Source organism: Pseudoalteromonas sp. S4741 (assembly GCF_005886135.1).
Classification (GTDB): domain Bacteria; phylum Pseudomonadota; class Gammaproteobacteria; order Enterobacterales; family Alteromonadaceae; genus Pseudoalteromonas; species Pseudoalteromonas tetraodonis.
Map to the genome: position 1 here is coordinate 1 of NZ_PNCN01000090.1, position 12,958 is coordinate 12,958.

A 12,958-nucleotide genomic window follows, 5' to 3' on the forward strand; every position below is an offset into this window, starting at 1 on the left:
CGAACCCCGAACTGATCTTTTAGATCTCGACTATTGAATATAGGATCTCGGCGCGTTTTCATGCTAGAATTTGCGCAATTTTTTTGTACTCGATAAGTAGCACTGTAATGATCTTAGATGATATTCGCATCGTTTTAGTTAACACATCACACTCTGGTAACATTGGTTCAGCGGCGCGCGCCATGAAAACCATGGGATTATCAAAGTTATACCTTGTTGATCCTGCTTGTGAAATAGATAGCCATGCTAGTGCGCTTGCTGCAGGTGCGACTGATGTACTAGGTAATGCGGTTATTGTTGATAGTGTTGCAGATGCGATTGCTGATTGTGCATTAACGATTGGTACTAGCGCCCGCTCGCGTACATTGTCGTGGCCTATGGTAGAGCCGAGAGAATGTGGTGAAAAGCTTGTTGGCGAAGCCGTAAACGGCCCTGTAGCGCTTGTGTTTGGCCGTGAAAACAGTGGCTTAACTAATGAAGAATTACAACTGTGTAATTACCATGTGTGTATTCCTGCTAACCCAGAATACAGCTCGCTAAATTTAGCCATGGCTGTGCAAACCTTATGTTATGAAACGCGTATGGCATTTTTAAATCAACAGCCTAAAGCGGAACAACAAGAAGACGACACCCTATATCCATCGTCTAAACAAACAGAATTGTTTTACGAACATCTTGAAGATACCTTGTTTAAAACAGGCTTCATTATTAAGCAGCACCCAGGCATGGTAATGACTAAGCTACGTCGTTTGTTTAATCGTGCTCGCCCTGAAGATGCTGAAATGAACATATTACGAGGTATTCTTACCTCAATTAATAAGTCTATAAAATAGCAATTAGTTATAAATAGCGCCCTTTATTGCTCTACTAATACTTGACTAAATTACTCAGGTAATTACAATAGACCCAATACTTGACCAAAACAGTCGGGTATTGCAAGTTTTTTTAGAACCTAGAATACTTGACTAATCTACTCTGGTAATTAAAATTTGCACTCTTTTGTGCGGGGGGCGTTATGAAGTTAACATCAAAAGGCAGATACGCCGTTACAGCTATGCTGGATGTTGCACTACATGCAAATATAGGCCCTGTAGCGCTTGCAGATATTTCGCAGCGCCAAGAAATTTCTTTGTCTTATCTTGAGCAATTATTTGCCCGTTTACGTAAAAATGGGCTAGTGAGTTCTGTTCGAGGTCCTGGTGGGGGCTATTTACTAGGACGTGAGGCTGACGTAATTTCAGTTGGCGATGTTATCAATGCGGTAGATGAATCTGTTGACGCTACACGGTGTCAGCGAAGCAATACTGGTTGTCAAAGTGGTATGCGTTGTTTAACCCATACATTGTGGTCAGACTTAAGCGCACGAATTGAAGAATTTTTAAATAATATTACCTTAGCTGAACTGGTTGAAAAGTCGGACGTTAAAGCGGTCGCTCTTCGCCAAGAAAACAGCGTTAATGATGCAATTAAGCAGTTGGAAAATATTCAAGTAAGCTGTCAACTTTAAGGTTGACCTGCAGCGGAGAGAGAAATGAAGTTACCGATTTATTTAGATTACGCAGCAACTACGCCTGTTGACGAACGAGTTGCCAAAGAAATGATGCAATGCCTGACTATGGACGGTAATTTTGGTAATCCAGCATCGCGTTCACACCGTTTTGGTTGGCAAGCTGAAGAAGTCGTTGACCAAGCACGTACTGACATTGCTGATTTAATTAATGCAGACCCACGTGAAATTGTATTCACATCGGGTGCAACAGAATCAAATAACCTTGCGATTAAAGGTGCAGCTCAGTTTTACAAGAAAAAAGGTAAGCATGTTATTACCGCTAAAACTGAACACAAAGCGGTTATCGACACATGTCGTGAACTTGAACGCCAAGGGTTTGAAGTAACCTACATGGACGTTGAAGAAAACGGCCTACTTGATCTGCAAAAATTAGCAGATACCATGCGTGACGACACCGTGCTTGTAAGTATCATGCATGTAAATAACGAGCTAGGTGTGATCCAAGATATCAACACTATTGGTGAAATGTGTCGCGAACGTAAAATTATGTTCCACGTAGATGCAGCACAAAGCGCGGGTAAAGTTTTAATTGACGTGCAACAAACCAAAGTAGATTTTATGTCATTCTCGGCGCACAAAGTATACGGCCCTAAAGGCGTAGGTGCTTTGTATGTTCGTCGTAAACCACGTGCACGTTTAGAAGCACAAATGCACGGTGGCGGCCATGAACGTGGTATGCGTTCAGGTACATTAGCAACCCATCAATTAGTGGGTATGGGCGCAGCATTTAGAATTGCAAAACAAGATTTTGAAAAAGATCACGCACACATCAGTGCGTTGCGTAAACGCCTAATCGACGGCATTTTAACGGATATGGACGAAGTGTACTTTAACGGCACGCAAGACCAATCAGTACCTGGTATTGTCAACATTAGCTTTAACTTTGTTGAAGGTGAGTCGTTATTAATGGCTGTTAAAGATATTGCGGTATCGTCAGGTTCAGCCTGTACATCTGCAAGTTTAGAGCCTTCTTACGTATTACGTGCACTAGGTCGTAACGACGAATTAGCACATAGCTCAATTCGTTTTAGTATTGGCCGTTTTACCACCGAAGAAGAGATTGATTACACCGTTGAGCTAATAAAAAACTCGATTGGTCGTTTGCGTGAAATGTCTCCTCTTTGGGAAATGCACCAAGAAGGTGTTGATTTAGATTCAGTTGAATGGGCGCACCACTAATTAGTGGAGCCCATACCTAGCAGGTAGTGAGGATAGAATTATGGCTTACAGTGATAAAGTAATCGACCACGTAGAAAACCCACGTAACGTAGGTGCTCTAGACAAAAACGATCCGTCAGTGGCAACGGGTATGGTAGGCGCACCAGCATGTGGTGACGTAATGAAATTGCAAATTAAAGTATCGGCAGACGGCGTTATTGAAGATGCAAAATTCAAAACGTACGGCTGTGGTAGCGCAATTGCTTCATCTTCGCTGGTAACAGAGTGGGTTAAAGGCAAAACATTAGACGAAGCTGCGACTATCAAAAATACCGATATCAGCGCAGAGCTAGAATTACCACCAGTGAAAATTCACTGTTCAATTTTAGCCGAAGATGCAATTCAAGCAGCAATTGCAGATTATAAAAGCAAACATACAAACTAAGAGATATTCATGGCAGTGACATTGACAGATGCGGCAGCAAACCGCGTACAATCATTTTTAGCAAACCGTGGTAAAGGCATTGGCCTGCGAGTTGGCATTAAAACGACGGGCTGTTCAGGTCTTGCTTATGTTCTAGAGTTTGTTGATGAGCTAAACGATGACGATGAAACATTTGCGGCCAAAGGCGTTACCTTAATTGTTGACGCTAAAAGCTTAGTTTATATCGACGGCACCGAGCTCGACTACACTAAAGAAGGTTTAAATGAAGGGTTTAAATTTAATAACCCTAACCAAGCGGATGAGTGTGGCTGTGGCGAAAGCTTTACCGTTTAAGCTCAAACTTGTTTTAAGATATAAATAAGCCCTGCCAGTTAGTAGGGCTTTGTCATTTGTGAGAAGTTATGCGTTATTTTGAGTTATTTGCAATACCGGTTGACTACAATATTGACTTAGCAAAGATCAACAAGCACTACTTAGAACTTCAACGTGCTGTACACCCTGATCGTCATGCTAATGCCAGCAGTCGTGATAAATTAATGGCCGTACAAAGTACCGCTGAAATTAACGACGCATTACAAACACTTAAGCATCCGGTTAAACGTGCTGAATATATGTTGAGTGAGCTGGGCGTTGATATTCGCGCTGAGCAGCAAACACTGCAAGATCCCATGTTCTTGATGCAACAAATGGAACTGCGCGAAGAGCTTGAAGAACTTCCCTCTGCAAGTGATCCAGATATCGCTATTGCTAATTTTGAGTCGCAAATAAAGCAATTAAAAGCCCAGTATAGCAACGAATTGGCTGAGCAACTTGCAAGCAACGATGAGCAACAATATCAACACGCTGCTGACAACATTCGCAAATTAAAATTTGTATATAAGTTACAAGACGAACTTGAACGCATTGAAGACAGTTTATTTGACGATTAATTACTTGCTGCAAAGCGAGCAACACGAGTTTAAAGAGCATTATGGCATTATTGCAAATTGCTGAGCCGGGGCAGAGCGCGGCACCACATGAACACAAATTAGCCATTGGAATTGATTTAGGCACTACAAATTCATTAGTGGCAACCGTACAAAGCGGCGAAGCACGCACTATTACAGATGAGTCAGGCGAAGCGATGTTACCCTCGGTGGTTCGTTATCAAGCTGGCGGCATTACCGTGGGTAATGATGCAATGCAAGCGGCTACACTCGATCCGGTTAATACGCTTATTTCAGTGAAGCGCTTTTTAGGTAAAACGCAAACCGAAATAGAACAAAGCTATGGCCAACTGCCTTATCAGTTTTGCGATGATGATGGTGCATTGGCTATCGAAACGGCTGCGGGAAAAATCAGCCCAGTTAAAGCTTCAAGTCATATTTTAAATGCTTTAAAAGTACGCGCTGAGCAAAGCTTTGGTAATCAAGATATTTTAGGGGCAGTGATTACGGTACCAGCTTATTTTGATGATGCACAGCGTCAAAGCACCAAAGATGCGGCTGAGCTTGCCGGTATTAATGTACTGCGCTTACTAAACGAGCCTACTGCCGCTGCCGTTGCTTACGGTTTAGATTCAGGGCAGGAAGGTATTATCGCCGTTTATGATTTAGGGGGCGGTACTTTTGATATCTCTATTCTGCGTCTTAATAAAGGCGTGTTTGAAGTGCTGGCCACCGGTGGCGATTCAAGCCTAGGCGGCGACGACTTTGACTCATTATTAGTTGACTACTTAAAACAAGAAACCGGCGTGACAAGCTTATCTCCTTCGGTATTACGTTTATTTATAAATAAAGCCAAAGCCTGTAAAGAAGCACTCAGCCAATACGAAAAAGTAAATGTTGGCCTTGAGTTTGACGATGAAAAATACATGGTTGAAGTAACGCGAGAAAAATTTAATGAGCTGGCTATGCCACTGGTTAAAAAAACGCTTCGTTCATGTCGTCGTGCAGTAAAAGATGCCGGTATTGAAAACCAAGAAGTATTACAAGTCGTGATGGTTGGTGGTTCAACCCGCATGCCGTTGGTTCGTACTCAAGTTGGCGAATTTTTTGATAAACAGCCACTAACTTCAATTGACCCTGATCGTGTTGTTGCACTAGGTGCTGCATTACAAGCTGACGTATTAATTGGTAACAAGCCAGATTCAGACATGTTATTACTTGATGTGTTACCGTTGTCGTTAGGCCTTGAAACAATGGGTGGCTTGGTTGAAAAAATCATTCCACGCAATACCACGATTCCGGTTGCGCGTGCGCAAGAATTTACTACGTTTAAAGATGGTCAAACGGCTATGTCGTTGCATGTATTACAAGGTGAACGTGAACTGGTTGACGATTGTCGATCGCTGGCAAAGTTCAGCTTAAAAGGTATTCCTCCTATGGCGGCGGGGGCGGCGCATATTCGCGTTACCTTTAAAGTAGACGCTGATGGTTTACTAAGCGTGTCGGCCATGGAAAAATCAACGGGTGTTCAAGCAGAAATACAAGTAAAACCGTCGTTTGGTTTGTCTGACGACCAAGTTGCTAATATGCTTAAAGAGTCGATGAGTAACGCTAAAGGCGATATGCAAGCGCGTATGCTTAAAGAGCAACAAGTTGAAGCGCTTCGTGTAATAGAAGCGATGGAAGCCTCTTTAGCTGCTGATGGTGACTTACTTGAGCCTGAGCAACTAGCTGCGCTGAAAGTGGAAATAAACGAACTTGCAAAAGTACGCGAGAGTGCACAAGAGCCAAGCGAAATAAAAGCGGCCATTGAAAAAATGGATAATGCGAGCAGTGATTTTGCCGCGCGCAGAATGGACGCGTCAATTAAAAAAGCCTTAACGGGTCAGTCAGTAGACAATATATAAGAGAGATTAGAATGCCACAAATTGTTTTTCTTCCCCATCCGGAGTTGTGTCCTGACGGTGCAGCAATAGAAGCGCCCGCTGGCGAAACGGTACTTGATATCGCGCTTAAAAATGGCATTAGCATTCCTCATGCCTGTGAAAAATCATGTGCATGTACAACGTGTCATTTAGTGATCCGTGAAGGTTTTGACTCATTAGATGAAAGTGATGACCTAGAAGATGACATGCTAGATAAAGCATGGGGTTTAGAGCCTGAATCGCGCTTAGGTTGCCAGGCAATTATTAGAGATGAAGACTTAGTGGTTGAAATACCTAAGTACAATCTCAATATCGTTAATGAAGAACACTAGTTTTTAATTAATGACTATTATATTAAAAGCCGCTGTTTGATACAGCGGCTTTTTTGTTTGTATTTGGTAGCAGCGGGTTTACCCCGCGTCTTTTTAAAGGTTAAAGGCAAAAGGTTAAAGGTAAAAGGTTAAAGGCAAAAGGTTAAAGGCAAAAGGTTAAAGGCAAAAGACAAAGGTTCTAGGTAGAGATTAAGCCAAGCACAGTGTTTTTATTGAACGAAGGCGGGGCTTTACGCCGCGCATATGTAGCAGCGGGTTTACCCCGCGTCTTTTTAAAGGTTGCGAGGCGCGGGTAAATTAAAATAAAAACTCTTGTAGTGTTAACCATAAGGCTGTTTAATTTATCGAAGCTCGAAGCTCGAAGCTCGAAGCCCGAAGCCCAAAACCCATTTCGGAGGTATATTTTGAGTGATCTTATTTTTTCAGACTCGTTTATAAACGGTGAATTTTATCAAACCAGAACACGCTTTAGTGTTGATGACCCCGCTACCGAACAAAGTATTGTTGATGTTAGCGATATTGACGAGCAAGGCGTAAAAAATGCCATAACAGCAGCACAAGGCGCGTTTGTAAAATTAAAAGCCACCAATGCGACCGAGCGAAGCGAAACCCTGCTGCGTTGGTATGATCTAGTAATAAAGCACAAACAAACACTCGCTAAGCTCATGACTAAAGAGCAGGGAAAACCGCTTAAAGAATCGCTAGGTGAAATAGATTATGGCGCTGGCTTTATTAAATGGTTTGCAGAGGAAGCTAAACGCAGCTACGGTGATGTGATCCCCGCCACCGATAACAGTCATCGTTTAACTAGCTTCAAGCAACCTATTGGCGTGGTAGCAGGTATTACGCCATGGAATTTTCCTGTTGCTATGGTGACACGAAAAGTCGCGCCGGCTTATGCCGCAGGTTGTAGTTTTATACTCAAACCTTCTGAGCACACACCATTGTGTGCTATCGCTTTAGCTTATTTAGCTGATCAGGCTGGCTTTGTTAAAGGCGCATTTAATGTGCTTGTGTCACAAGATGCCAAAAAGGTTGGCAAAATGCTGACAGACTCAGAGGTGGTACGTAAGTTTACTTTTACTGGCTCTACTGGTGTAGGTAAGCAGTTACTCTCTCAATGTGCATCTACAATAAAGCGTACTTCAATGGAATTGGGGGGAAATGCCCCGTTTATAATATTTGATAATGCTGATATTGACGATGCAATTGATGGATTAATGGCGGCCAAATTTAGAAACTCAGGACAAGCTTGTGTTGCAGCAAATCGTATTTTTATTCAGCGTAATATATTAAATGGCGTACTTGAAAAAATTATACCCAAAGTCGCTGCGCTCAATGTTGCGAACGGTTTTGATGAAAATGCCGACATAGGGCCGCTTATTTACCCCAAAGCAAAAGAGAAAGTGCAACAACTGATTAAAGACGCTGTTGATAAAGGCGCTACGCTAATTGGAGATAACAGCAATTTAGGTGGCAGTTTTCAAAACCCATTAATAGTCACCAATGTCACTACACAAATGGATATTTATCACGAAGAAGTGTTTGGTCCTGTATTAACGGTGATCCCATTTGATGAAGAAAGCGAAGTACTTGCGCTTGCTAATGACGTCCCTTATGGGTTAGCTGCGTACTTTTATAGCCAAAACATTAAACAAATCTATCGTATAAGCGAAGGGCTAGAGTTTGGCATGGTTGGTGTAAATGAGGGCGTTATATCAAACCCCGTTGCGCCGTTTGGTGGTGTAAAGCAATCAGGTCTTGGTCGTGAAGGCGGGCATCAGGGTTTAGATGAGTACTTAGAAGAAAAATACGTATGTATTAAGGTGTAATGGTTAAGACTGTTCCGATGAGTTAATGGTTGTAAGATAAAACCCGCTTAAATGTTGCTAGATAATGGGCTAAATGTTACCTTTTCAATATATATTTTCGTAAATAATTTCTATAAGTAGAAATACCCCCGTGTGTAAATGCCACCATCTGGTGGCATTTTTTTATCCTTATTTTTGGCGTCCTTTATCTTTAAAGTCTAAACTATTCTTAGCTCAGTCGTATTTTGTTCAAATCCTATTTTAAAATCGAGTTTTTCGTAATTATAACTCTTTATTACATATATGTAATTTTGTAACTTTATGTTTTTAAATGTATATTTTATTAAGCTGAGGTGTAATATGAAGTTTTAGACTCTTTTGAACTGTTAGAATATAGTAATAATGTATAATTGTGTTTTACACATTTATAAATTAACATCCCGCAAATTAGTACAGAAGCATCATGAAGACCCCACTATGAGTAGAAAAAATCAAGCAACGGTAGACCAGGAAGTTTCGTTTGGCATTGACGAAGAATTAGTTTCTACAACAGATTTACGAGGCGTTATCACTTATGCAAATGATAGCTTTTGTAAAGTTTCAGGGTATACCATCAATGAGTTAAAAGGGAAAAACCATAATATGGTTCGTCACCCAGACATGCCATCTACGGCATTTGGAGATATGTGGTCTCATTTAAAAAGCGATACCGCTTGGCGAGGAGCTGTAAAAAATAGATGTAAAGATGGGCGTTATTACTGGGTTGATGCATTTGTTACCCCTATTTACGAAAACGGTAAAAAAGTAGGTTATCAATCGGTTCGCCAACAACTCCTTCCAGAATATAAACACCGCGCAGAAAAGCTATACCAGCGTTTAATTAACGGTCAATCAATTACGCCTTTAAGTGAAAAATTAGCTGCATTTAAATTGCCGCTATTTATTGGTTGTGCAGCTTTAATTGCTTGGTTAACAAGCTATATGTTCTGGTTATGTTTATTATTTGTTCCTCTGCCTTTTATTATTTTTTACGAGGAATTAATTCGCTCGCCAAGCAAAATCAAAAAAACCAAGGCAGGCCCAGATAGCGTATCTCGGCATATTTATTCTGGTAGCGATAGCCTCAGCTACAGTGATTTTCAGATTAAATTACTTGAGGGTAAAGTAACGACCATTGTTGGGCGTATTATTGATGGTACTTTAAGCCTTAGCAAAGGAGCTGATTCGCTTAAAGTTTGTGCTGAAGCTGCGCAGGCTGGCGTTGAAAAAGAAGCATCAGAATTATATCAGGTATCCTCTGCGGTTGAGGAAATGGTGCATTCAATTGACGAGGTCGCTAAAAATACCTTAATCACTAATCAACGAGTGCAACAAGCTCACCAAGATTGTGAGTCAGCAACGCAAGCTATGTCAGGCACTATGCGAGAGGTGTCGTTACTTGCAACTGAAGTTGATAACTCAGCAAACTCTGCGAGCGAGTTAGCAACAGAGGCTGAAAAAATTGGTGGTATAATGCAAGAGATACAAGGGATTGCCGATCAAACAAATTTACTTGCACTTAATGCCGCTATAGAAGCTGCGCGTGCCGGCGAGCACGGTAGAGGGTTCTCGGTTGTTGCTGACGAAGTGCGTGCGCTTTCAAGCAGAACGCATACAGCTACAGAGCAAATTCAAGTCTCTATATCTGAAATGCAATCTACGTTACTCAATTGGTCAAAAACAATGGCAGCTGGCAAGAATGCGGCAGAGACCTGCGTTAAAGAAACGCGAAATAGCCAAGATATCGTCTCAAAAGTCTATGCGGCAATTACTGATATTTCTGATTTAGCAACGCAAATATCAACGGCAGCAGAAGAGCAAAGTATGGTATCGCAAGAAATTAGCCGTAATATTTCAAATATTAGTAGTGCGTCTTCAGATAACTTAGCCCAAGCGCATAGTGTAGGCGCAGAGTCTAATACGATAGAAAAGTATTCTAAAGCATTAGCATCACTAGGTCTTTCTTTTAAAGTAGGTTAATAACGTGAGCAAGAATAGCAAGCCGGTAGATATAGGCGCAGCCTATAAAGCACCGTATTCTCAATGCGCAAACTTAAGTGCGCAATTGAGTGCATTGCAACAAGAAATAAAAGCCGATTACTTATTTATTGCCTCTGTTGATGAGGATAAATCAGCTACTACGCAGTTAGTTCTATCCAATACAGAGGTGATTGAAAACTTTTCTTATAGCCTTGAAGGTTCGCCATGTGAGCTCCTTTTAACTCAAAATATTTGCTTTATTACCCATAAATTACAGCAAGATTACCCTGAAAATAAGCTGTTACAGGTAATCAATGCCAATGCCTATATTGGGGCTGCGATTTTAAATGATGATGGCTTACTAACCGGTGTGCTAGTTGGCCTTTATTTTAATGCGCATCAAGATTTAGAATCTTATAAATCGATCTTGTTAAGCTTTGCTAATTATACCAGCGCGTACTTACAAAAATGTTTCTTAGAAAATAAATCAAGTTCGCAAAAGCTGCTAACTAATGCAGTTGAAAGTATGGCAAAAGTGGGGAGTTGGCAATATACAGTTTTAACCGACGAGTTATACTTCTCACCTGAAGTTTATAAAATTTATGCGCTTGCTGCTGATAGTAAAATAAATACCGCTCAAGCCATCGCTCATTACGCAGGTGAAGAGCAAGTGCGTATTAGCCAGCTCTTTAGGCGATTACAAACATTAGGTCTTCCTTATTGTGAAGACTTTGAGTTTGTAGATGCTCATGGCAATAAAAAGTGGGTACGCACGAGTGGTCACCCTGTTTTTAATGATGATCATCAGGTTATTAAAGTGTATGGTGCTTTCGAAGATGTCACTTTAGAATATGAATTAAAGGCCAAGGTTGATGATAAAAATAATCGCCTTGAAGCTATTTTAAATAACTTAAATGATGCAGTGATCACTATTAATCAGCAAGGTGTTATTGTTCACTGTAACTCAACCGCATTAACTATGTTTGGCTATAAGCAAAATGAAATGCTTGGCTTGTCGATTAACAACTTAATGCCTGAGCCTTATGCATCTAAACATCACTCGTATATGCGAAATTATGAGCAAACAGGTGAGGCTAAAATTATTGGTGTTGGTAGGCAACTACCTGCAAGAAAAAAAGACGGCACTATTTTTCAAATAGAATTGTCACTTACCAAAGCAGTTAATGAGCAAAACGTTGAATATATTGGTGTAGTTAGAGATATTAGTGAAAAACTCAAAGCGCAAGATACCATTTATAACTTAGCTTATTCAGATCCCATAACAGGATTAAAAAATAAGCGATGGTTTGAACGCGAATGCAGAAGTTTACTTCAAAGTGCCAGCATTAATAATGGCTACATATATGCAGCATTATTAGATATGGACAAGTTAGCGCAATTTAACTTTAAGTACGGTATTGAGGCGGGCAACGAAGCACTCATTTTAACGGCTAAAAAACTATCAAATGCGGTACAGGGCGAGTACAAGCTATACAAAAGCGGAGTCGATTCTTTTTTAATTATAAGCGCCAATGTAAGTAATGACTTATCCTACCTAGAGCAACAACAACCAAGTATAGACTCTAAATTATTAGCGCTAGATAACTTCTCACATAAGATCAATGATCTTGATGTGGTACTAAGCGCCTCGTTGGGCAGTACAATTATTAATGCGAGTAGAGACTCCTATAGCTCTATGTTTGATAAGTTGGAATACGCACAAAAACAAGCAAAAAAACTAGCACCATTTGGTTATTACTTTGCAGATTTAGATGCATTAAAACGTTACGAACGTACCAATAAGATTCGCTATTTACTAATAAATGTTGATAAAAGTGATGAATTAACACTGGTACTACAGCCACAATTTAATAATGAAAATACCTTTAATTCAGCCGAAGCATTATTACGTTGGGATTCTGAGGAATTGGGCGTAATAAGCCCTAGGGAATTTATACCCCTAGCAGAAGAGAATGAAGCCATTATTAAAATTGGCGATTGGGTGGTTGATCAAGTATGTAAGTTGCTGCATGAAGTCAGCCGAGCAGGAAAAAACACCTGTATTGCCGTAAACATTAGCGCTAAACAAATTGTAGCCCCCGATTTTAAGGAAAAATTGCTCGCCAGTGTTCATAAGTGGCAAGTGTCGCCACGTAACTTAGTGATAGAGCTAACCGAAACGACTTTAGTGTCAGACATCGAACTAGTAAAAGAGACTATGCTTGAACTTAATAAAAAGGGCTTTAGGTTTTCAATTGATGATTTTGGAACAGGTTATTCAAGCCTAAGTTATTTGAAAGAGTTGCCAATTTCTGAGCTTAAAATAGATAAATACTTTGTCGATGGCATTATGGATACTGATGATAATTCAAGTAAAACTATTGTGAATATGATCATCGACATGGCCAGTGCTTTAGGCGTAAACAGTGTTGCTGAAGGCGTTGAAGAACCCGCGCAATTTAATTATTTAAAGCAACGCGGTTGCAACTTATTTCAAGGCTATTTATTTTCAAAGCCATTGCCTATTGAGCAGTGGAAAGAGCGCCTTCAATAACCAGTTAAAAACAAAGGTTCTAGGTTTTAGGCGGAGATTAAACCAAGCAAGGTGTTTTTATTGAACGAAGGTGGGGATCTCGCGCACATGTAGCAGCGATTTTATATCGCGTCTTTTTAAAGATTACGCGAGAGGGGGTCAGAGGCACTGGTTATCTTTAAAAAAAAATCGGGGGGGCGGGGGGGGGGGGGGGGGCGGGGGGGATGGGGGGGGGATGG

General features: G+C 40.8%; 11 protein-coding genes. All 11 read left to right on the forward strand.

Annotation, left to right across the window (positions count from 1 at the left end; all coding sequences use genetic code 11):
- Positions 1-107: 107 nt before the first annotated feature.
- The 11 genes from trmJ (at position 108) to CWC30_RS13035 (ending at position 12,740) form a co-directional block, all read left to right on the forward strand.
- Positions 108-833 carry a tRNA (cytosine(32)/uridine(32)-2'-O)-methyltransferase TrmJ gene (gene trmJ, locus CWC30_RS12985; protein ID WP_138627298.1) on the forward strand — a complete coding sequence of 242 codons (726 nt, stop codon included), beginning with the start codon at positions 108-110 and terminating at the stop codon, positions 831-833.
- 182 nt (positions 834-1,015) lie between these two features.
- Positions 1,016-1,507 (forward strand): Fe-S cluster assembly transcriptional regulator IscR, encoded by a 492-nt coding sequence (iscR, locus tag CWC30_RS12990; RefSeq protein WP_008113921.1) that lies wholly within the window; start codon positions 1,016-1,018, stop codon positions 1,505-1,507.
- A 24-nt stretch (positions 1,508-1,531) separates the two neighbouring features.
- On the forward strand, positions 1,532-2,749 hold the full coding sequence (locus CWC30_RS12995) for an IscS subfamily cysteine desulfurase (RefSeq protein WP_036981250.1): 1,218 nt from the start codon (positions 1,532-1,534) through the stop codon (positions 2,747-2,749).
- Positions 2,750-2,789: 40 nt separating this feature from the next.
- Positions 2,790-3,173: a Fe-S cluster assembly scaffold IscU gene (gene iscU / locus CWC30_RS13000; RefSeq protein WP_008467675.1), complete on the forward strand. Its 384-nt coding sequence runs from the start codon at positions 2,790-2,792 to the stop codon at positions 3,171-3,173.
- Positions 3,174-3,182: 9 nt separating this feature from the next.
- Positions 3,183-3,506: an iron-sulfur cluster assembly protein IscA gene (gene iscA, locus CWC30_RS13005; protein ID WP_008113924.1), complete on the forward strand. Its 324-nt coding sequence runs from the start codon at positions 3,183-3,185 to the stop codon at positions 3,504-3,506.
- 68 nt (positions 3,507-3,574) lie between these two features.
- Positions 3,575-4,102 (forward strand): co-chaperone HscB, encoded by a 528-nt coding sequence (gene hscB, locus CWC30_RS13010; protein WP_138627299.1) that lies wholly within the window; start codon positions 3,575-3,577, stop codon positions 4,100-4,102.
- A 41-nt stretch (positions 4,103-4,143) separates the two neighbouring features.
- The gene (gene hscA / locus CWC30_RS13015; protein WP_008467671.1) at positions 4,144-6,006 is read left to right on the forward strand and encodes a Fe-S protein assembly chaperone HscA; all 1,863 of its coding nucleotides are present in this window, start codon (positions 4,144-4,146) and stop codon (positions 6,004-6,006) included.
- Between the two features lie 11 nt (positions 6,007-6,017).
- Positions 6,018-6,356 carry an ISC system 2Fe-2S type ferredoxin gene (fdx, locus tag CWC30_RS13020; RefSeq protein ID WP_008113929.1) on the forward strand — a complete coding sequence of 113 codons (339 nt, stop codon included), beginning with the start codon at positions 6,018-6,020 and terminating at the stop codon, positions 6,354-6,356.
- Between the two features lie 404 nt (positions 6,357-6,760).
- Complete coding sequence (locus CWC30_RS13025) at positions 6,761-8,188, forward strand: NAD-dependent succinate-semialdehyde dehydrogenase (RefSeq protein WP_138627300.1); 1,428 nt, start codon at positions 6,761-6,763, stop codon at positions 8,186-8,188.
- Between the two features lie 456 nt (positions 8,189-8,644).
- The gene (locus tag CWC30_RS13030; RefSeq protein WP_138627301.1) at positions 8,645-10,186 is read left to right on the forward strand and encodes a methyl-accepting chemotaxis protein; all 1,542 of its coding nucleotides are present in this window, start codon (positions 8,645-8,647) and stop codon (positions 10,184-10,186) included.
- Between the two features lie 4 nt (positions 10,187-10,190).
- The gene (locus tag CWC30_RS13035) at positions 10,191-12,740 is read left to right on the forward strand and encodes a sensor domain-containing protein (RefSeq protein WP_138627302.1); all 2,550 of its coding nucleotides are present in this window, start codon (positions 10,191-10,193) and stop codon (positions 12,738-12,740) included.
- Positions 12,741-12,958: the final 218 nt, after the last annotated feature.

Coding starts and splice junctions, on each gene's coding strand:
- trmJ (WP_138627298.1), top strand. CDS start 108: ATGATCTTAGATGATATTCGCATCGTTTTAGTTAACACATCACACTCT.
- iscR (WP_008113921.1), top strand. CDS start 1,016: ATGAAGTTAACATCAAAAGGCAGATACGCCGTTACAGCTATGCTGGAT.
- CWC30_RS12995 (WP_036981250.1), top strand. CDS start 1,532: ATGAAGTTACCGATTTATTTAGATTACGCAGCAACTACGCCTGTTGAC.
- iscU (WP_008467675.1), top strand. CDS start 2,790: ATGGCTTACAGTGATAAAGTAATCGACCACGTAGAAAACCCACGTAAC.
- iscA (WP_008113924.1), top strand. CDS start 3,183: ATGGCAGTGACATTGACAGATGCGGCAGCAAACCGCGTACAATCATTT.
- hscB (WP_138627299.1), top strand. CDS start 3,575: ATGCGTTATTTTGAGTTATTTGCAATACCGGTTGACTACAATATTGAC.
- hscA (WP_008467671.1), top strand. CDS start 4,144: ATGGCATTATTGCAAATTGCTGAGCCGGGGCAGAGCGCGGCACCACAT.
- fdx (WP_008113929.1), top strand. CDS start 6,018: ATGCCACAAATTGTTTTTCTTCCCCATCCGGAGTTGTGTCCTGACGGT.
- CWC30_RS13030 (WP_138627301.1), top strand. CDS start 8,645: ATGAGTAGAAAAAATCAAGCAACGGTAGACCAGGAAGTTTCGTTTGGC.